Raw genomic sequence first — 20,317 nt, forward strand, 5'->3', positions numbered from 1 at the left:
CCCCACCCTACCCCCGCCCCCCCATTGCTCTTTTTTGGCTCGTTCGCTGGCCACCCCCCCCCTTTTTGGGCCACTCGGGGGCCCCCCCCCCGGGGGGGGGGGGCCACCTCGATGCCGGGGTCAGCGCACCGTGCGGTACGCGTTGTGGACGGTGCCGGTGTAGGTGTTGCCGTCGGTGTCGGACAGGGAGGCCCGGAGGGTGACCGTGCCGGCCTTCTTCGGGTGGGTGAGGGTCAGGTACCGCTTGCCGGTGCGGTCGGTGTGCACGGCCGCGGACCTGAAGGTGTGCCCGCCGTCGTACGACACGCTCACGGTCAGCGACTTCAGGTGCCCCTTGGCCGCGGCCGGACCCTGGAGGGTGAGCGGCACGGTGAGGCGGGCGCCCGACTTGGCGGTGGCGGTCAGGCTCAGCTTCGGGTGGAAGCGGACCACGGAGAGCGGGAAGTGCACGGCCGTGGTCCCGCCCGCGTCGGCGGAGGTGAAGGTCCACACCGCGTCGACCCGGTCGCTGACCTTGACGTCCGCACCGCGGTCCGCGCTGATGGACAGCCGGTAGCGGGTCTTCTGGGCGAGCAGGCGGCCGTACGTGATCGGGCAGGTGTCCTCCGTGGAGGAACCGATGACCCGGGAGCCGGTGGTCAGCCGGGTGGTGATCTCGGTCCTGGGGAAGTAGCCGAAGTTCCCCGCGCCGTCCGCGAACATCGGCACGCACACGTTGTAGTAGCCGCCGGACCGCACGGCCCCGATGCTCGCCCCGACAGCCGGTCCGGCGACGCCGCCGCCGAACGCGACCCGGTAGGCCCGGTTCGGTGCGAAGCGGCGCGCGGTGAGCGCGGAGACCGCGTCCTCGTTGTGCATGCCGTTGGCGATCCGGGCACCCAGGGACCAGTTCAGACCGCGGTCGGCGCTCAGGTACTGCACGAGCGAGGCGGTCGGCGCCGCACGCAGCACGCCCGTCACCCCGAGGGAGGCCCGGCCGAGCTGCGGCCAGCCCGCGTAGGACCAGTCCGCCTGGGGAGCGGTCTCGGCCCGGGACAGCGCGGTGGCGACCGAGGCGGTCACCTTGGCCATGCCCTTCGTGGAGGCGAACGTGCGGGTCAGACCGTTGAGGTAGCCGCCCTTACGGGTGCTGACCAGGTCGTACACCGGCGAGGTGGCCGTGCGCTGCCACATCCCGCCGAGCTGGGTGACGAAGGAACCGGCCAGCGCACCGGAGCCGATCTGACCGAGGTAGGTGGTGCTGTCGACGGTGGTTCCGCCGACGTAGTCGTAGGCCGACTTGGCGCCACGGGCCGCGAAGAGGACCTGCGCGTCGCGCAGCTTCGCCCTGCGGTCGGGGGCGGTGACCTTCACCGGCTTGGTCCTGCGCCCGTCGAGGGCGAGCGAGGTGTCATGGTCGAGCACCAGGCGCGGCGCCACCATCAGGGCCTCGCGTCCCGTGTCGTCGATGCTCTGGGCGTCGATCACGTAGTGCCCCTTGGGCAACCGCACGGTGGCCGTGCCGCCGGGGTGGTTCCTGCCGTCGTCGAAGGGCGTGTACTGCCTGCCGGTGTCCAGGTTCGCCACGGTGAGACTGGGAGCGTCGTCGCGCTTGCCGTCGCGGCGGGTGACCGTCAGCTTCAGCTTGTACGACTCTCCCGCCCGGACGACGCCCAGTGCGGTGCGCGTGCTCTGCCCGCCGCCGCTCGCGGTGACCGCGCCCGAGTAGGCACCGTCGGCGCTGCCGAGGCGGGGATCGGCGGTGGCCGTGGCCTGGGCGGTGCCGCCGGCCGGGACGGTGAGCCGGGCCGGGGAGACGGTGAACATGCCCGTGGGCGCGCTCTTGCCGTCGGGGCCGGCGCCGGCGGTGGTCAGGTCGAGGGTGACGGGCCGGGTGCCCGCGTTGCGGTAGGTGAGCGTGCGGTTCACCGGCTTGTCGTCGGTGTGCGGCCAGGCGGCCGTGCCGAGGTCGACGGAGGACGGCTCGGTGGTGACCCCGGTGCCGGTCGCCCGGGTCAGGTCGACGCGGCCCGCGCCGGTCTCGTAGGCGGTGGTGCCGGTCAGCGGCTTCGCGGAGGCCGTCAGCGCGGCCTTGACGCGGTCGCCGGTCCAGTCGGGGTGCTCCTGGGCGAGGATCGCGGCGGCGCCCGCGGTGTGCGGGGTGGCCATGGAGGTGCCCGACATCGTCACGTAGCCGGGTGCGACCTCCTCGCCGAGGGCGCCGTGGACGGCCTCCGCGGCGACGGTGTCGACGCCGGGCGCGGCGATGTCCGGCTTCAGCGTGCCGTCCGCGGTCGGGCCGCGGCTGGAGAAGGAGGCGAGCTCGTCGTTGCCGTCCACCGCGGCGACGGTCAGGGCGGAGGCGGCCGAGCCCGGGGAGTCGACGGTCGTGTCGGACGGTCCCTCGTTGCCCGCGGCGATCACGAAGAGGGCGTGCGAGGAGGCCGACAGATCGTTCACGGCCTTCTCCATCGGGTCCGTCCCGGTGGTGTCGGTGGAGCCCAGGCTCATGCTGACGACCTTGGCGCCCTGGGCCACGGCCCACTGCATCCCGGCGATGATCGCCGAGTCGTCTCCGGCGCCGGTGTCGTCGAGCACCTTGCCGACGAGGAGCCGCGCGCCCGGCGCCACCCCCATGTACTTGCCGTCGCTCTCCGCTCCCGAGCCGACGACGGTGGAGGCGACATGGGTGCCGTGTCCCACCTTGTCGTCGGTGGAACCGGAGCCGGAGAAGTCCTTCGCCTTGAGGATCCGGTCCTTGAGGTCCGGGTGGGTGGCGTCGACCCCGGTGTCCAGGACGGCGACCTTCACGCCCTTGCCGTCGTAACCGGCCTTCCAGGCGGAGGGGGCACCGATCTGAGCGACCCCGCCCTTGGGATCGGGGGCACCGGCGGCGGGAGCACCGGCTGCGGTCTCCGCGGTCGTACGGACCTGCCCGTCCAGCCAGACGTGGTCGATGCCGGGTGCGGTCGTCACGGTGCTGCCCCGGTCCGCGGGCTCGGTCAGGGCCTGCCACACCTTGGCGGTGTCCGGCTTGTCGGCGGTGACCGCCTCGCCGTGGACGGCGGGCAGATCCAGCACCGGGTCGGTGTCGGCCGCAAGGGTGCTCCGGGCGGCGGCCCGGGTCCCGGCGCTGCCCTTGTAGGCGACGATCAGCGGCAGCTGCTCGCGGTGGGCGTCGTCGTACTTGTCCTTGACCAGTTCCGTGACGTCGAAGAGCCGTCGGTCCAGCTTCCCGCGGGCCAGCAGCCGGACCGCGTCCCGGGGGATGACGTAGGTGTGGCCGTTGAAGCTCTGCACCGAGTAGCCGATGCCGCCGCGGCCCCTGCCCGGCCGGACGCCGGTGAGCCGGCCCTGGCTGTCGACGCCGACGGTGTCACCGGTCAGCAGCGTCACCTGGGCGGTGGCCCGGAGCGAACTGCCCGGTGCCGCGGCGGACGCGTCGGCCGCGGCGGGGGTGACGGCGGCGCCGGCGGTGAGCCCGGCGACGGCCAGCAGCGCGGGTATCCCGTACGCGGCACTTCTGCCGGTCCGGCTGTGCTTGTTCAGCAAGGTGAGGTCTCGCTTCCCCGTGGGTCGGTGGATGGTTCCCGGGCACGTCGACGAGGGGGATTGCCGACGGCCGGAACCGAGTCTCGGGCCGCGGGGAATTGGTCAGTAGCCCGTCACGGGCACTGAAAAATGAGAAAGAGACGCGGACGTCGTCAGAGAAGCGCGACCTTCGTGAAGTGGCCCGCCGCCCGGAGTTCCGTCTCGATGCGGCCCGCCGTCAGGCGCAGTTCGGGGAGGAGTTCGCCGAGGCATTCCCCGGGCGTGCGGCCCGCCGCGTGCAGGGCCACGTTCACGGCGGCGACCACCCGGCCCGTACGGTCGCGCAGGGGGACGGCGAGGGTGCGCAGGCCGTCCTCCCACTCCTCGTCGAGCAGGGCGTACGCCTCGGTGTCCGACAGCAGGACCCGGCCCAGGGAGGTCGCCGCGGCCGGCAGCCGGGTGCCCACCCTGATGTCCACGCTCATGATCCGCGGGGACATCGCCCGTGCCGTGTACTGGATCTCCGCGGTCGGCCCCGAGGACACCAGGACCGCCAGTGCCGTCGACTCGCCCACCCGCGCCGACAGGTCGGCCAGGTGCGGTGTCGCGATGCGGGGGAGGGAGGTGCGGGAGAGGGGCGGGAAGCCCAGGGACAGCACCCTCGGGGTCAGGGTGAAGGTCCGGGACTCCGGGTGCTGGCGGACCAGGCCCAGGTGTTCGTAGGTGATCAGGGCCCGGCGGGCCGTCGCCCGCGCCAGTCCCGTCGCCCGCGCCACGTCCGTCAGGGTCAGCGCGGCCCGGCCCTCCCCGAACGCCGTCAGGACGGTGAGGCCCCGCGCGAGGGACTCGATGAAGTCCCGGCCCAGTTCGCTCTTGGACGCGCCGATCCAGGAGGCGAGGTTCGCGGGGGGCGGCCCCGGGTCCGGCTCCGGGGCGGACGCCAGCTCGCGTTCCATCTCCGCCACCGTCGCCCGCAGCCGGGGCAGCAGGGTGTCGCGCAGATCCGTCGCGGTGTGCCGGCTGGTGTGGCTCACGACGTTCGCCACACAGGCGATCCGGCCGGTGCGCGGATCCCGTACGGGCACCGAGACCGCGACAAGGCCCGGCTCGATCAACTGGTCGTCCAGCGCCCAGCCGTCCCGTCCCGCCCGCTCCGCCTGCCGCTCGAACTCCGCGTCCGGGGAAGGGAGTTCCCGATGCGGTACGGCCGGAAAGCCCCGGTCCTGAGGGTCCGCCGCCCGGCGCTCGCGCCAGACCCGCCAGTCCCCGTCGGTCCACTCGGACGCGAACAGGGGCCCCGGCGCGGTGCGTTCGGCGGGGAGCAGGTCGCCGATGCGGAAGCTGAGGGACATCGCGCGGCGGCGGGTGGCCTGGTGGATGAAGCGGATGCCGTCCCGGTCGGCGACCGCCAGCGACACCGACTCGTCCAGCTCGTCGGCGAGCGCGTCGGCCCGCCCGGACAGCAGCGCCGGCAGCCGCAGGGCGGCGAGATAGGCGTTGCCGAGTTCCATGAGCCGGGGGGTCGTCACCGCGTCCCGGCCGTCGAGACGGACGTATCCCATGCGTGCCAGCGTCGAGGTGATGCGGTCGACGGTGGAACGCGCCAGGCCCGTCGCCCGCTCGAGGCCGCTCGGGCTCAGCGTCCCGCCCGCCTCGGTCAGCTCCCGCAGCACCCTGACCCCCCGGATCAGCGGGGCGACCGCCTCGTCGGGCACGACGGGCTCGGGCACCACCGGGGAGGTGGTCGTATCAGCGGGCATCGGTTCTCCGGTACGGCGGTCTGGGCACGCCTACGGTAGTCCGAGCCGTGGCCCCGGCCCGCCCGGCCGCCTCAGTCCGGGTCACCAGGACCCGGTTCCCGCGGCTAACCCCGTGTGACCGAGACCCGGTAGTTCCCCTCCGTGTCCGCCCCCGTCACCCGCACCAGGATCCCCCTGACCGGATCCCGGAACTCCTCCCCGGCCGTGAACGGCGCGTCCGAGAGTTCCGCGTGGACGTTGGGGCTGCGCGTGCAGCCGCCGCTGTCGCGCTGCGAGTCGTACACCCGTACCGGCCCCTGCCCGGTGTCCACGCCCGCGTCGACCTTGTAGACGAGGACCCCGGGCCGGCACACCGTCTCGTCGTTGCCCTCGCGGGTGCGCAGTTCGACGGCGTAGCCGGTGCGGTTGCCGAGCGGGACGAAGAGGAGCTTCGTGCCGGGGCCGGACCGGGCCAGCGGGGTCAGCGTGTACTCCGAGGTCCCGCGCTCCGTCACGCAGTCGACCTGCGTCGCGTCCAGCCAGCCCAGCTTCCACTTGTGCCAGCCGAGCAGGTCGTTGTCGGCGCCCCAGTCCTCGCTCATGATGTCCCAGTGGCCCACCGCGCCCCCGCCCGCCTGGGTGTAGAGGTCGGGCAGGCCGAAGACGTGGCCGTTCTCGTGGGGCAGGACCCGGTAGCCGGTCCGCGGGTAGGAGCCGGAGCCGTCGTCCTGGCGGGAGTAGACGAACGAGGTGTTGGCGACGGGCACGCCGTCGGCGACGGGGGCGTCGGTGTTGCCGGCGAAGGTCACCGACAGGACGGTGTCGAGGGCGGACGGACCGGCGTTCGGGGTGATCAGCACGTTCAGGAAGTCGTAGGACCGGAAGTCCACCTGGGGGTCGGCGGTGGCCACGATGTCCTGCACCAGGCGGCGGTAGCCCGGGTCGAAGGGGGCGCCGCGCTCTATGCCGTAGGACCTGAAGGACCTCGGCATGCGCAGCCAGTCGGTGATCGGGGTCTCGGGGCGGTAGTCGAGACGGCCGTAGGAACTCGTGCGGAACCAGTCCTGGGTCTGCGGGAAGAACTCGTGGAAGCGGTCCAGCGCGCTGCCGGAGCCGGGTGCGTCGGAGAAGTCGACCATCAGGGTCAGGGCGTGGACGGTGCCGGTGGAGCGGGAGTAGCCGCCGGGTGTGGGCAGGCCCTCGGACATCTGGACGGTCGGGCCGCCGCGGATCAGACAGGCGCCGTGGCCGTCGGAGCGGGCCAGGGCGACCGGGCCGGCCGCGGTCGGGGTTCCCGTGACGAGGTGTCCGGTGCCGGCGGAGGTGCTGAGGGCGAGGGTCAGAGCCGTCACGGACGCGAGGGCGGCCACGCGGCGCGGGCGTATGCGACGGCTGGTCCACGGCATGCGGGCACCCTTCGGAGCGCGGCAGCCGCTGGTCGGAAGGGCTGCACCTTTTCGATCACCCTCTGCCGGGGGCGGGGTGGACGCGCGCTGGAGGAGACCGAACGTGGGTACCGCAAACCATGTGACTCAGGTCACATCACCTTTTCTCCTCAACCCGAAATAACCGGGGAGCGTCTCCCCGTTTAGACCAGTGTCCGAGCGAAACGGGGAACGAATCCCCGGATCACCCGTCAACCGAGGAGCACACCGTGCAGACCGCCCTCCCTGTGCAGCGAAAGGCCCCCCGCGCCGACGCCCTGCGCAACCGGGAGCGGATCGCCACCGCCGCCCGTGAGATGTTCACCGAGTTCGGCCCCGACGTGCCGCTCGACGACATCGCCCGCCGGGCCGGCGTCGGCAACGCCACGGTGTACCGCAACTTCCCCGACCGCGAGGCGCTCGTCCGCGAGGTCGTCTGCTCCGTCCTGGACCGGACGTCCGAAGCGGCCGAGCTGGCACTCGCGGAGACCGGGGACGCCTTCGGTGCCCTGGAGCGCTTCGTGCACACCTCCGCCGACGAGCGGGTCAGCGCGCTGTGCCCGATGCTCCAGAGCACCTTCGACCAGTACCACCCCGATCTCGTGGCCTCACGCGAACGGATCGAGCAGCTCGTCGAGCAGCTCATGGACCGGGCAAGGACGGCCGGTCAGCTCCGTGCGGACGTGAGCGTCGGCGACCTGATGGTCGTGGTGTCGCAGTTGTCCCGGCCCCCGGCCGGCACCGGCTGCCTCACCCTCGACGGGTTCGTGCACCGCCACCTTCAGCTGTTCCTGGACGGACTGCGGGCCCCGGCCCCGTCCGTGCTGCCGGGCGCGGCGCTGACCTTGGAGGACCTCCGCCAGGCCTGACCGATGAGTTCAGAGCGTCAGAGCAGTCTCTAGTCACGTCTTTCACCAGCCGTCACCGATGACGGACTGTCCCCGTTCCACGCACTTTTCCGTTCCGAAGTCCCGAAGTGGGTATCCCCATGTCTGAAACAGCCGCAAAGGCTACCGGCGCACCGGCCGTGTCCGGTGACGCCAACCGCTGGAAGGCGCTCATCTTCATCGCGCTCGCCCAGCTGATGGTCGTCCTCGACGCCACCATCGTGAACATCGCGCTCCCGTCCGCCCAGACCGACCTCGGCATCTCCGACGGCAACCGGCAGTGGGTCGTCACGGCCTACGCCCTCGCCTTCGGCGGTCTCCTGCTCTTCGGCGGCCGCATAGCCGACCTGTGGGGCCGCAAGAACGCCTTCGTCGTCGGCCTGATCGGCTTCGCCGGCGCCTCCGCGCTCGGCGGCGCGGCCACCAACGAGGCGATGATGTTCGGCGCCCGCGCCCTCCAGGGCGCCTTCGGTGCCCTCCTCGCGCCCGCCGCGCTCTCCCTGCTCGCCGTGATGTTCACGGACGCCAAGGAGCGCGCCAAGGCGTTCGGCATCTACGGCGCGATCGCCGGTGGCGGCGGCGCCGTCGGCTTCATCCTCGGTGGCGTGCTGACCGAGTACATGGACTGGCGCTGGACCTTCTTCGTGAACATCCCGTTCGCGATCGTCGCCGCGCTCGGCGCGTACTTCGTCATCCGTGAGCCGGAGGGCGGCCGCAACCGCAACCCGCTCGACATCCCCGGCGTCCTGCTCTCCACCCTCGGCCTGGTCGCGCTGGTCTACGGCTTCACCCGCGCCGAGTCCAACGGCTGGGGCGACTCCACGACGGTCGGCATGTTCGTCGCCTCGGCGGTCCTGCTCGTCGCCTTCGTCATCACCGAGGCCAGGGTCAAGGCCCCGCTGCTGCCGCTGCGCGTGGTCACCGACCGCAACCGCGGCGGGATCTACCTCTCGCTCGGCATCGCGATCATCGCGATGTTCGGCACCTTCCTGTTCCTCACCTACTACCTGCAGATCGTGAAGGGCTTCACGCCGATCAAGACCGGCTTCGCCTTCATGCCGATGATCGTCGGCATGATGGTCGGCTCGACCCAGATCGGCACCCGCCTGATGACCCGCCTGCCGGCCCGTCTGCTGATGGGCCCCGGCTTCCTGGTCGCCGCGGTCGGCATGCTGCTGATGACGCAGCTGGAGATCGGCTCGTCGTACGCCTCGACGATCCTGCCCGCCATGCTGCTGCTCGGTCTCGGCATGGGTACGGCGTTCATGCCGGCCATGTCCCTGGCCACCCTGGGCGTCGAGCCCCGGGACGCCGGTGTCGCCTCCGCGATGGTCAACACCTCGCAGCAGGTGGGCGGCGCGATCGGTACGGCCCTGCTGAACACGATCGCCGCGTCGGCCACGACCTCGTACATCAAGGACCACATCGGCTCCGCGACCTCCAAGTCGCAGCAGCAGCTGGTGGCCCTGGAGGGCCAGGTGCACGGCTACACCAACGCGATCTGGTTCGCCGTCGGCATGCTGGTGCTGGCCTCGGTCATCGTCTCGGTCCTCGTCAACGCCGGCCGCCCGGACACGACCACCGTGACCGGATCCGGGGAGGGCGCCGAGCAGGAGCTGGCGATCCCGGTCGTCGCCCACTGACGGCGACCGCCCCGCCGGTACCCCTTCGGGAACCGCGTACGTACGGGGACGGGGACGCTCCGTACGTACGCCACCGGGACCTGGCCCGGCCTCGCTGAGTGAACGGCTCAGCGGAGCCAGGGCAGGTCCGCACCCGCTTCGTTCGGCTGGAGTCCCTCGGCGACGATCTGCATGATCTCGCCGAGGGACTTCTGCTGTTCCGGGGACAACCGGTCGAAGACGGCGTTGCGCACGGCCCTCACATGGCCCGGCGCGGCGCCCCGCAGCATTTCCAGGCCCGGATCCGTGAGCACCGCGAACTGGCCGCGCCTGTCGTCCGTGCAGTCCTCCCGCCGCACCCAGCCGTTGCGCTCCAGACGGGCGATGGCGTGCGAGAGCCGGGACCGGGTGATCTTCGCCTTCATGGCCAGCTCGGTCATCCGCAGCCGCCGTTGCGGGGCGTCGGCGAGCGCGACGAGCAGCCCGTAGTAGATGTGCGGCATGCCGGCGTCCCGTTGGAGCTGGCGGTCGAGGTGATCCTCGAGGAGGGTCGTGGCGTGCACGTAGAAGCGCCAGACGCGCTGCTCTTCGTCGTCGAGCCACTGCGGCTCTTCATCGGGGACGGGGACGGATGCCGTGTTCATGTACTCCACTCTACGAGCTCTCTCCTTGAAGCTTAAACAAATGAGGCGTACAGTCGGATCAGAAAGCTTTAAATTTGAAACACTGTGCCGCATCGTACGTACCGCACGTACCGCAAGTACTGGAGGAGTCCCCGCAATGTCCGTCGACACGCAGGAGCGCATGCCCGCCCTCTACCTGAGCCACGGCGCCCCGCCGCTCGCCGACGACCCGATCTGGCCCGGTGAGCTCGCCGCCTGGTCCGCGGACCTGCCCCGCCCCAAGGCCATCCTCATGGTCTCCGCCCACTGGGAGGAGGCCCCCCTCGCCCTCGGCGCGGTACAGCCCGTCCCGCTGGTCTACGACTTCTGGGGCTTCCCCGAGCACTACTACAAGGTGACGTACGACGCTCCCGGCGCTCCCGAACTCGCCGAGTCCGTGCGCAAGCTGCTGCGCGCCCCCGGCATCCCCGTGCAGGACGTCCCCGACCGCGGACTGGACCACGGTGCCTACGTCCCCCTGGTCGAGATGTTCCCCGAGGCCGACATCCCGGTCCTCCAGGTCTCCATGCCGACCCTCGACCCGGTCCGGCTCATGGAGATCGGCCGCAAACTCGCCCCCCTGCGCGACGAGGGCGTCCTGATCGTCGGCTCCGGCTTCTTCACCCACAACCTCGCCGCCCTGCGCCACACCGGCCCCGGAGTGCCCACCTGGTCCTCGGAGTTCGACGACTGGGGCCGCCGGGCCCTGGAGGCGCGCGATGTGGACTCCCTCCTCGACTTCCTGCACAAGGCCCCCGCCGGGCGCTACGCCCACCCGCGCACCGAGCACTTCGCGCCCCTCTTCGTCACCATGGGCGCGGCCGACGTGACCGGTGAGCTGGACGCGCAGAAGTCCGTCATCGACGGGTTCTGGCTGGGGATGGCGAAGCGGTCGGTGCAGTTCGGCTGAGCCTTTCCGGCTGTCCGTGGCTTTCCGTGGCTTTTCGTACGGGCGGGCCTACAGGTCCTTCTCGTACCAGGCCACGTCCCAGTAGCGGCCGAACTTCCGGCCCACTTCCCCGTACGTGCCGACATGCCGGAACCCGAAGCGTTCATGCAGCCGCGTGGACGCTTCGTTGGGCTGGGCGATGCCCGCGTAGGCGCGATGCAGGTCCTCCCCGGAGAGCGCCGCGAACAGCGCTTCGTAGAGCAGCGTGCCGACCCCGCGGCCGCCCGCGTGCGGGGCGAGGTAGGCGGAGACCTCCACCGAGGTCACGTACGCGGGTTTGGCGCGGAACGGGCTGGACGTGGCGTAACCGAGGATCTCCTGTGAGGTTCCTGTCGGGTCCGCGGCCGTGGCAACCATCAGCCGGTACGGGCCGTCTTCAGGGTGGGAGAGCAGCCAGGGGCGGCGCTCCTCGGGAGTGAGGACGACGGTGTCGAATGTGATGGCAGTCTCACGTACATAGTGGTTGTAGATGTCGGTGAGGGCGACGAGGTCAGCCTCGACTCCCGGTCTGACCTGCACCTCTGTACGTTCCGACGGCATCGGACCCCCTCTTGTGGCGGCACAGGGTACTGCAAGATCAGAAAAATAGGGGGATGCGCCGGGAATTCTGTCCGGTTTCCAGTCGTTGTTTCCAACGGATGCAGGGCACCCGAGGAGAGTCCGGAAGCAACCGGAGACGGGGACCGGCGTCCGAAGCACCACCCGCTGACCGCACACCATCGCAAGGGAGCACGCATGGCAACCCGTGCCGTCGCCCGTCGTAAGTCCGCCACCGGCGGGTCTACCGACGCGGCACGCAGTGTTCGCGTCCATGGCGGCGAGATCGCCGACCGCGACCTGGTCGGCATGTACCTCGACGAGATCGCGCGTACGCCGCTGCTCGACGCCGCCAAGGAAGTCGAGCTGTCCCAGATCATCGAGGCGGGTGTGTTCGCCCGCCAGGTCCTCGACGGGTTCGAGGAAGCCAAGGCCGACGCCAGCCGCGAAGAGCTGGAGGCCCTGGTGGAGGAGAGTGAGCGCGCCAAGGACGTGTTCATCCGCTCCAACCTCCGCCTGGTCGTCGCCGTGGCCCGCCGGTACCCCCGCAGCGGCCTGCCGCTCCTCGACCTGATCCAGGAGGGGAACGCCGGCCTGGTGCGCGCGGTCGAGAAGTTCGACTACCGCAAGGGCTTCAAGTTCTCGACGTACGCGACCTGGTGGATCCGTCAGGCCATCACCCGCTCCATCGCCGACCAGTCCCGCACCATCCGGCTGCCCGTCCACCTCGTGGAGGAGCTGGGCCGCATCCGCCGCGTGCAGCGCGAGTTCAACCGCGAGCACGGCCGCGACCCCGAGCCCGCGGAGATCGCCGCCGAGCTCGAGTCCAACGCGGCGCGCGTGACGGACGTCCTGGACTGGGCCCGCGACCCGGTCTCCCTGAACATGTCGATCGACGACGACGGCGACACGCAGTTCGGCGACCTCCTCGAGGACACGTCGGCGGTCTCGCCCGAGCAGTCCGTCCTGACCCTGCTGCGCAGCGAGGAACTGGACGACCTGATCGGACGGCTCGACCAGCGCACGGCCTCCATCATCAAGATGCGGTACGGCATCGACGACGGCCGCGAGCGCACGCTGACCGAGGTCGGCAAGGAGCACGGCCTCACCCGCGAGCGGATCCGGCAGATCGAGAAGCACGCCCTGATGGAGCTGAAGAAGCTGGCGCGCGACACCGGGTTCGACGCGGCGGCGTGAGCCCGTGCCCCGCGTACGCCGGGTGGCGAAAGACAGCGCAAACATGGCTGTAGGAGGCCGCTTTAACCCGCCGGACTCTGGGCACAAGACTTCAGGGTCCAGATGTTCGGGTCCCGGCCCCGCCTGAACCAAGTCCCGACGCAACCCCCCCCGCGCCGGGACTCTCCCCGAGCCGGACTTCGGCGCCCCACCCCCCCCTGGGCGCCGGGGTCCGGCTCCACCCGTACAGGACCGCACAGCGGAACGGCAGGTCACCCCGTACCTGAACCACGGGGTGCCCTGCCGGACCCCAGATTCTGTCACACGCCCACAACCCCCACGGCTCCCTTCAGGGCCGCGGGGAACGGCGCGACCAGCCCCCACCGGCCGACAGCCGCCCAACTCCCTTGAGGGGCGCGGGGAACGGCGCGACCAGCCCCCACCGGCCGCCAGCCGCCCAACTCCCTTGAGGGGCGCGGGGAACTGCGCAACAACCCCCCACCGGCCGTCAGCCGCCCAACTCCCTTGAGGGGCGCGGGGAACGGCGCAACAACCCCCCACCGGCCGTCAGCCGTCCAACTCCCTTGAGGGGCGCGGGGAACGGCGCAACACCCCCCCCACCGGCCGTCAGCCGTCCAACTCCCTTGAGGGGCGCGGGGAACGGCGCAACAACCCCCCACCGGCCGGCAGCCGCCGAACCCCCCGGCCCGGCACAACCTCACGCGCCCGGCTCAACCGCCCCCGCGGACGCGGACCGCAGCAACCGCCCCCCCAACTCCCGCACAGCCGCCACAAGCGCCGCAGGCTCCCGCACGGTGAACTCCACCCCCGTCATGGCCAACCGCACCGCCATCCACTCCACCGCGTCCCCCACAGTCGCCCGCAACCGGCACCGCCCCTCCCCGAGAGACTCCGGCACCCCCATCCACGCCGGCACCCGCGCACCCACCACCGTCGCATCGGCCTCGAACGTCACGACGACCTCGTACGTCTCCTGCCGCCGGTACATGGACTGCCGCAGATACTCCGCCGCACTCCCCGTCGGCAGCTCCCGCGGAGCGAACCGTGCCCCGGTGGCGAAGGGGTCGTTCACCCGGTCGACCCGGAAGGTCCGCCAGTCGCCGCGATCGAGGTCGTAGGCGACGAGGTACCACCGCTGCCCGGTGGAGACCAGACGGTACGGCTCCACGACGCGTCGCGACTCGGCGCCGTCGCGCGCCCGGTAGCCGAACCGGAGCCGCTCGTGCCCGGCCACCGTGGACGCCATCACCGTCAGCGTCTCCGTCGCGATGCTCGCCCCGTCCCCACTGAGCAGCGGAGTCGTCGCGGCCTGGAGGGTGGACACCCGGTGCCGCAGCCGGGAGGGCAGGACCTGCTCCAGTTTCGCCAGCGCCCGTACGGACGCCTCGTCCATGCCCTCGACCGCGTGCCCCGCTCCCGCCCGCAGCCCGACCGCGATGGCCACGGCCTCCTCGTCGTCGAGGACCAGCGGGGGCATGGCCTTGCCCGCGACGAGCCGGTAGCCGCCGTCCGACCCCTTGGTCGCCTGCACGGGATAACCCAGTTCGCGCAGCCGGTCGATGTCCCGGCGGACCGTGCGGCGGGAGACCTGGAGGCGGTCGGCGAGCTCGCCGCCGGGCCATTCGCGGGGTGTCTGGAGGAGGGAGAGGAGCGTCAGGAGCCGTGCCGGGGTGTCCGTCGTCATGGGTTCGAGGATGCCGTAGGAGTAGGACACGATCTGACCTAATGGGGTCCTAGCTTTACGGCATGACCTCAAGCGAGACCACCCTTTCGGGCACCCCCGGTGCAGAACCCGCCGCAGGCGACCGGCGTCGTTGGTTCGCCCTAGCCATCGTGATGACCGCGGCCTTCATGGACCTCGTCGACGTCACGATCGTCAACATCGCCATCCCGTCGATCCGGCAGGACTCGGGCGCCTCCGTCAGCCAGATCCAGTGGATCACCGCCGGTTACGCCCTCGCCTTCGCCGCCGGACTGATCACGGGCGGGCGGCTCGGTGACATCCACGGGCGCAAGCGGCTGTTCCTCGTCGGGATCGGCGGCTTCACCCTCGCCTCCGCGCTGTGCGGCCTCGCCGCGAACCCCGAGGTGCTGGTCGCGGCCCGGATCCTGCAGGGCGGCATGGCGGCGTTGATGGTCCCGCAGGTGCTGTCGATCGTGCACGCGACGTTCCCGGCGCACGAGCGGGGCAAGGTGTTCGGACTGTTCGGCGCCGTGGTCGGGCTCGGCGCGGTGTCCGGACCGCTCCTCGGCGCGCTGCTGACCGAGTGGAACCTGTTCGGACTCGAATGGCGGCCGATCTTCCTCATCAACCTGCCGGTAGGCATCGCGGGGCTGATCCTCGGCAGCCGTTTCATCACCGAGTCCAAGGCGCCGCGGGCGCTGAAGCTGGACCTGGTGGGCGTGGGCCTGGTGGTGCTGGGGCTGCTGATGCTGCTCTATCCGCTGACCCGCGGCGAGGAACTGGACTGGCCGGTGTGGGGGAACATGTCGATGGCCGCCGCCCCCCTCGTCTTCGCCGCGCTGGTGGCCTACGAGAAGCGGAAGGCCGCGCGGGACGGGTCACCGCTGGTCGAGCTGTCCCTGTTCAAGGTGAAGAGCTTCGCCGCCGGCATCGCCGTGCAGACCGTGTTCGGTGTCGGCCTCGGCATCTTCTTCCTGGTGTGGACGCTGTACATGCAGACCGGCCTGGGCTGGAGCCCGCTGCGGGCGGGACTGACCGGGGTGCCGTTCTCCCTCGCCGTCTCCACGGCCGCGGGTCTCTCGGTGCAGCAGCTCGTCCCGCGCTTCGGACGCAAGGTGCTCCAGGCCGGCGCGCTGCTGATGGCGGTGGGCGTGCTGCTCTACCTGTGGGAGGCCCACCGGTACGGCATGGGGATCAGCTCCTGGCAGATGGCGTTGCCGCTGGTCGTGATGGGCGTGGGCATGGGCCTCATCGTCGCCCCGCTGACGGACGCCGTGCTCTCGGAGGTACCGCGCGAACACGCCGGTTCGGCGTCGGGGCTCATCAACACCGTGCAGCAGATGGGCAACGCGCTCGGGCTCGGCCTGGTGTCGGTCGTGTTCTTCGGAGTCGTCCCGGACGACGTGCGGCCCGCCGACCTGGGACCGGCCTTCGTGGACGCCTTCCAGCACGCACTCGGGTGGGTCGCCGCGGTGATGGCCGTCATCTTCCTGCTGATGTTCGCACTGCCGAAGCGGCCCGCGCAGCATGTGGAGGGTGCCGAGGGAGCCTCGGAGCTTCCGGTGGCGGCGGAGGAGCGTGAGCCGCAGCCGGTGTGACCTCCGCACCCCGGGCCCGGCATCTTTCGAGATGCCGGGCCCTCCTGTCGTGTCCGAATGTCGCGTCCCGGCGCCGCCGGAAGTCCGTTCATGCCCGAACCATGCCCGAACCTGTTTACTTCCTGGAAATCCAGGCGTAGCCTCCGACTGAAACCACACGTTCGGGCACAGGTCGGAGGCGAACGGACATGTACGCACCGGAGCGGCAGCAGGAGATCCTCCGGCTCGCGCGTGACGGCGGGCGGGTGGACGTCGTCTCGCTGGCCGAGGAGTTCCAGGTCACGGCGGAGACGATCCGCCGTGACCTGAAGGCCCTCGACCGCGCGGGCCTGCTGCGCCGGGTGCACGGCGGGGCCATCCCGGCCGGGCGCCTCGACTTCGAGCCGGACCTCGCCGAGCGCGAGACGACCGCGGCCGACGAGAAGGACCACATCGCCAAGGCGGCCCTCGCGGAACTGCCCACCGACGGCACCCTGATCCTCGACGCCGGTACGACCGTCGCCCGCCTGGCCGCCGCCGTACCGCTGGAGGCCTCGCTCACCGTCGTCACGCACAGCCTGCCGATCGCGGCCCGTCTCGCGGACCACCCCGGCATCCAGCTCCACCTCGTCGGAGGGCGCGTACGGCACCGTACGCGCGCGGCCGTCGACGCCTGGGCGCTGCGGGCGTACGGCGAGATCCGGGCCGACGTCCTCTTCGTGGCGGCCAACGGCTTCTCCGCCGAGCACGGTCTCACCACCCCCGACCTCGCCGAGGCCGCGGTCAAGCGCGCGGCGATCGGCGCGGCCCGCCGCGTGGTCCTGCTCGCCGACTCCGCCAAGCACGGCCAGGAACACTTCGCCCGCTTCGGCGACCTGAGCGACGTGGACCTGCTGATCACCGACAGCGGGCTGAGCCCCGAAGACGCCGCCGCCATCGAGCGCGGCGGCACGGAAGTGCTGTGTGTCTAGGAACGAGTGCGCATGATCCTCACCGTCACCCCGAACCCGTCCCTGGACCGTACGTACGAGGTCCCGTCCCTGGAGCGCGGCGAGGTCATCCGTGCCACCGGTGAACGCATGGACCCCGGTGGCAAGGGCGTCAACGTCTCGCGTGCCGTCGCCGCCGCCGGGCAGCGCACGGTCGCCGTCCTGCCGCTCGGCGGTGCGCCGGGAGCACTCGTGGCCGATCTGCTCGACGCGCAGGGCATCGAGGTCGCACCAGTGCCGGTCGCCGGAGCGACCCGGTCGAACATCGCCCTCGCGGAGTCGGACGGGGTGCTCACGAAGATCAACGCACCGGGGCCCGAACTGTCGGCCCACGAGCAGGAGTTGCTCCTGGAGACCGTGCGCGAGCAGTCGCGCGACGCCGCGTGGATCGCGTGCTGCGGGAGTCTGCCCCGGGGGCTCGCGCCGTCCTGGTACGCCGAGGTGGTCGCGCGGGCGCACGCCGGGGGAGCGCGGATCGCGCTGGACACCTCGGGACGCGCGCTCCTGGAGGCCCTGCGGGAACGGCCCGACGTGGTGAAGCCCAACGCCGAGGAACTCGCGGAGGCCGTCGGACGCCCCCTCGCCACGGTCGGCGACGCCGTGAAGGCCGCCGAGGAACTGCGCGAGATGGGCGCCCGCGCCGTACTCGCCAGCCTGGGCGCCGACGGACAGCTGCTCGTCGACGGCACGGGTGCCTGGTTCGGCAGCGCGCACGTCGACGCCGTACGCAGCAACGTCGGCGCCGGTGACTCCTCCCTCGCCGGTTTCCTGATCGCCGGCGGCAGCGGCCCCGACGCCCTCGCCTCCGCGGTCGCCCACGGCGCGGCGGCCGTCCAGCTGCCCGGCAGCGTGATGCCGACCCCGGACGACCTGAACCCGTCCGCGGTGACCGTCACGGCCGAGGTGCCGGTGGACCGCGTACTGAAGGAGCCGGTGACATGACGGCCCACCCGCCGGGCGGAACGGCCCCGGCCCACCCGTCGTGCGGAACGGCGCCGGAGCGGCGCGGCTCCCCGTTACCCGCCTTTCCCGTCCCCGCCTCCGCAACACCCCACCGCATCACCCCCGTCCCCACTCCTCCCGCCCACTGCACTCCCCGGGCGATACGCGTGCGAAGGAGCCCGCGATGAGCGACATGATCACCGCGGACCTGGTCGACCTCGACCTGTCCGCCGAAACCAAGGAAGCGGCGGCGCGTGCCCTCGCCGAGCGCATGGTGGCCCTGGGCCGGGTGACCGACCTGGAGGGCTTCCTCGCCGACGTGGCCGCCCGCGAGGCGCAGATGCCGACCGGCCTCGACGGCGGCATCGGCATCCCGCACTGCCGCAGCGAACACGTCACCGAGCCCACCCTCGGCTTCGGCCGCAGCGCCGCCGGCATCGACTTCGGTGCTGCGGACGGCCCCGCCGACCTGATCTTCCTCATCGCCGCACCGGCCGGCGCGGACGACGCCCATCTGACGATCCTGTCCTCGCTCGCACGGCAGCTGATGAACACCGAGTTCACGGACGCCCTGCGGTCGGCGGGGGACGCGGCGAGCGCGGCGGCGCTGATCCGGGGAGACGAGGCGCCGGCGGAAGGCGCCACCGAAGACCCCGTTGCGGCATCGGCGGCGGCCTCCGCCGATGCCGCAACGGCGGACACCACTCCCGACGTTCCGGCGGCCCCCTTCCGGATCGTCGCCGTCACCTCCTGCCCGACCGGCATCGCCCACACCTACATGGCGGCCGAGTCCCTGGAGAACGCGGGCCGCGAGGCGGGCGTCGAACTCGTCGTCGAGACGCAGGGCTCGGCCGGCTTCGACCGGCTCGACCCGGCGGTCATCGCGGCGGCGGACGGCGTGATCTTCGCGCACGACGTCCCCGTACGCGACAAGGACCGCTTCGCCGGGAAGCCCACCGTCGACGTCGGCGTGAAGGCGGGCATCAACCGGCCCGCCGAGCTGATCACCCAGGTGCGCGGGAAGGCCGAGCGCGGCGAGGTGACGGCGGGTGCCGCCGCGGGCGGGGGGACGCCGGTCGAGCGGGCCGGCGAGTCCGGCGACAGCTACGGCACCAAGCTCCGCAAGTGGCTGATGACCGGCGTGAGTTACATGGTCCCGTTCGTCGCCGCGGGCGGTCTGCTGCTCGCCCTCGGGTTCGCGATCGGCGGCTGGCAGATCGCGAGCGCGCCCTCGGTCATGAAGCACTTCTCCTGGACCGAGATCGACAGCTGGGGCGCCCTGCTGTTCCAGATCGGCCAGGTCGCCTTCGGGTTCCTGATCCCGGTCCTCGCCGGATACATCGCCTACGGCATGGCGGACCGCCCCGGTCTCGTCCCCGGCTTCGTCGGCGGCATGATCGCCTCCAACATCGCCGCGGGCTTCCTCGGCGGCCTGGTCGCCGGTCTGCTCGCGGGTGCCGTGGTCCTCTCGATCCAGCGGATCAGGATCCCACCGGTGCTGCGCGGCATCATGCCGGTGGTGGTGATCCCGCTGATCTCCTCGCTGGTCGTCGGCTTCCTGATGTTCGTGGTGATCGGCAAGCCCATCGCCGAGGCCCAGAAGGGCATGACGGACTGGCTCAACGGCCTCTCCGGCACCAACGCGATCCTGCTCGGCGTCCTCCTCGGCCTGATGATGTGCTTCGACCTCGGCGGCCCGGTCAACAAGGTCGCGTACGCCTTCGCCACCGCCGGAATCGCCGTGCAGGACCCGAGCGACTCCGCGATGAAGGTCATGGCCGCCGTGATGGCCGCGGGCATGGTCCCACCGCTGGGCATGGCACTGGCGACCACCGTCCGCAAGAAGCTCTTCACCGAGACCGAGCGCGAGAACGGCAAGGCCGCCTGGGTCCTGGGCGCCTCCTTCATCTCCGAGGGCGCGATCCCGTTCGCCGCGGCGGACCCGCTCCGCGTCATCCCGGCCTCGATGGCGGGCGGCGCGGTCACCGGCGCCCTGTCGATGGCCTTCGGCGCCACCCTGCGGGCCCCGCACGGCGGCATCTTCGTGGTCCCGCTGATCGGCAGCCCGTTCCTCTACCTGATCGCCATCGCGGCGGGCGTGTGCGTCACGACCGCGCTGGTGATCGTCCTGAAGAGCACGCGCAAGCCGGCGCCGGGGACCACGGCCCCCGCGGCGACGGAGCAGGCCGACGCCGCGACGACCGAGCGGAAGCAGCCGGTCGCCGCGTAGTCCCTGCCCCTTTGGGCGGCTGTGAGTCGTTCACGGCACCTGCGAGATACGTCACGGTCCGGGGCCGAAGTCCCGGACCGTGGTGTCTACTGGACCGCATGCCTGAGCACGTCTCCGTCTACCAGTTGCTGGCGATGACCCTGCTCGTCCTGGTGACCCTCGCCTGGTCGGCCGGTCTGGTCCTCATGCTGCGCCGCGGGCGCTTCGAGGCCACCGTCTGGCGAGCCGCCGCCCGCTCCCTGCCCGCGCTCCCGCACCAGCGCCGGGACGGTCCCCATCTGGAGACCGTCGAGCTGACAACGGCGGAGAAGGACGCGTTCGCGCATCTCGTACGACAACTCGTCACCGGTCGCTGACACTTCACCGGG

At 71.7% G+C, this 20,317-nt stretch carries 15 protein-coding genes; 9 read left to right on the forward strand and 6 right to left on the reverse strand.

Annotated features, from left to right (window positions below):
* Positions 1–120: 120 nt before the first annotated feature.
* The 3 genes from ACFYRX_RS31295 to ACFYRX_RS31305 form a co-directional block, all read right to left on the reverse strand.
* Complete coding sequence (locus ACFYRX_RS31295) at positions 121–3,531, reverse strand: S8 family serine peptidase (protein ID WP_389106836.1); 3,411 nt, start codon at positions 3,529–3,531, stop codon at positions 121–123.
* A 152-nt stretch (positions 3,532–3,683) separates the two neighbouring features.
* The gene (locus ACFYRX_RS31300; protein WP_389106837.1) at positions 3,684–5,270 is read right to left on the reverse strand and encodes a helix-turn-helix domain-containing protein; all 1,587 of its coding nucleotides are present in this window, start codon (positions 5,268–5,270) and stop codon (positions 3,684–3,686) included.
* 104 nt (positions 5,271–5,374) lie between these two features.
* Positions 5,375–6,655, reverse strand: coding sequence for a M6 family metalloprotease domain-containing protein (locus ACFYRX_RS31305; protein ID WP_389106840.1), 1,281 nt, complete (start codon positions 6,653–6,655; stop codon positions 5,375–5,377).
* 248 nt (positions 6,656–6,903) lie between these two features.
* On the opposite strand from ACFYRX_RS31305, the gene ACFYRX_RS31310 reads away from it, so the two are divergent.
* The gene (locus tag ACFYRX_RS31310) at positions 6,904–7,542 is read left to right on the forward strand and encodes a TetR/AcrR family transcriptional regulator (RefSeq protein WP_389106843.1); all 639 of its coding nucleotides are present in this window, start codon (positions 6,904–6,906) and stop codon (positions 7,540–7,542) included.
* A gap of 119 nt (positions 7,543–7,661) precedes the next feature.
* A complete protein-coding gene (locus ACFYRX_RS31315) occupies positions 7,662–9,203 on the forward strand; it encodes an MFS transporter (protein WP_389106846.1) in 1,542 nt (513 codons plus the stop codon).
* A 107-nt stretch (positions 9,204–9,310) separates the two neighbouring features.
* Here the strand turns inward: ACFYRX_RS31315 and ACFYRX_RS31320 are convergent, their stop codons facing one another.
* A complete protein-coding gene (locus ACFYRX_RS31320) occupies positions 9,311–9,826 on the reverse strand; it encodes a MarR family winged helix-turn-helix transcriptional regulator (RefSeq protein WP_389106848.1) in 516 nt (171 codons plus the stop codon).
* Positions 9,827–9,962: 136 nt separating this feature from the next.
* On the opposite strand from ACFYRX_RS31320, the gene ACFYRX_RS31325 reads away from it, so the two are divergent.
* A complete protein-coding gene (locus ACFYRX_RS31325) occupies positions 9,963–10,754 on the forward strand; it encodes a dioxygenase (RefSeq protein ID WP_389106851.1) in 792 nt (263 codons plus the stop codon).
* 48 nt (positions 10,755–10,802) lie between these two features.
* On the opposite strand, the gene ACFYRX_RS31330 is transcribed toward ACFYRX_RS31325, so the two are convergent.
* A complete protein-coding gene (locus tag ACFYRX_RS31330) occupies positions 10,803–11,333 on the reverse strand; it encodes a GNAT family N-acetyltransferase (protein WP_389106853.1) in 531 nt (176 codons plus the stop codon).
* Positions 11,334–11,528: 195 nt separating this feature from the next.
* On the opposite strand from ACFYRX_RS31330, the gene ACFYRX_RS31335 reads away from it, so the two are divergent.
* Positions 11,529–12,527 (forward strand): RNA polymerase sigma factor RpoD/SigA, encoded by a 999-nt coding sequence (locus tag ACFYRX_RS31335; protein WP_389106856.1) that lies wholly within the window; start codon positions 11,529–11,531, stop codon positions 12,525–12,527.
* A gap of 697 nt (positions 12,528–13,224) precedes the next feature.
* On the opposite strand, the gene ACFYRX_RS31340 is transcribed toward ACFYRX_RS31335, so the two are convergent.
* On the reverse strand, positions 13,225–14,211 hold the full coding sequence (locus ACFYRX_RS31340; RefSeq protein ID WP_389106940.1) for a helix-turn-helix transcriptional regulator: 987 nt from the start codon (positions 14,209–14,211) through the stop codon (positions 13,225–13,227).
* A 62-nt stretch (positions 14,212–14,273) separates the two neighbouring features.
* Between ACFYRX_RS31340 and ACFYRX_RS31345 the strand changes: the two genes are divergently transcribed.
* From ACFYRX_RS31345 to ACFYRX_RS31365, 5 genes are all read left to right on the forward strand, one after another.
* Positions 14,274–15,809, forward strand: coding sequence for an MFS transporter (locus ACFYRX_RS31345; RefSeq protein WP_389106859.1), 1,536 nt, complete (start codon positions 14,274–14,276; stop codon positions 15,807–15,809).
* Between the two features lie 188 nt (positions 15,810–15,997).
* Complete coding sequence (locus ACFYRX_RS31350) at positions 15,998–16,759, forward strand: DeoR/GlpR family DNA-binding transcription regulator (RefSeq protein WP_389106861.1); 762 nt, start codon at positions 15,998–16,000, stop codon at positions 16,757–16,759.
* Between the two features lie 12 nt (positions 16,760–16,771).
* Positions 16,772–17,719, forward strand: coding sequence for a 1-phosphofructokinase (pfkB, locus tag ACFYRX_RS31355; RefSeq protein WP_389106864.1), 948 nt, complete (start codon positions 16,772–16,774; stop codon positions 17,717–17,719).
* A gap of 184 nt (positions 17,720–17,903) precedes the next feature.
* Positions 17,904–19,949, forward strand: a complete 2,046-nt coding sequence (locus ACFYRX_RS31360) for a fructose-specific PTS transporter subunit EIIC (RefSeq protein ID WP_389106867.1) — start codon at positions 17,904–17,906, stop codon at positions 19,947–19,949.
* Between the two features lie 98 nt (positions 19,950–20,047).
* Positions 20,048–20,305: a hypothetical protein gene (locus ACFYRX_RS31365; protein ID WP_389106869.1), complete on the forward strand. Its 258-nt coding sequence runs from the start codon at positions 20,048–20,050 to the stop codon at positions 20,303–20,305.
* Positions 20,306–20,317 lie beyond the last annotated feature (12 nt).

Origin of the sequence: Streptomyces sp. NPDC005374 (genome assembly GCF_042872225.1) — a bacterium.
Taxonomy (GTDB): Bacteria; Actinomycetota; Actinomycetes; order Streptomycetales; family Streptomycetaceae; genus Streptomyces.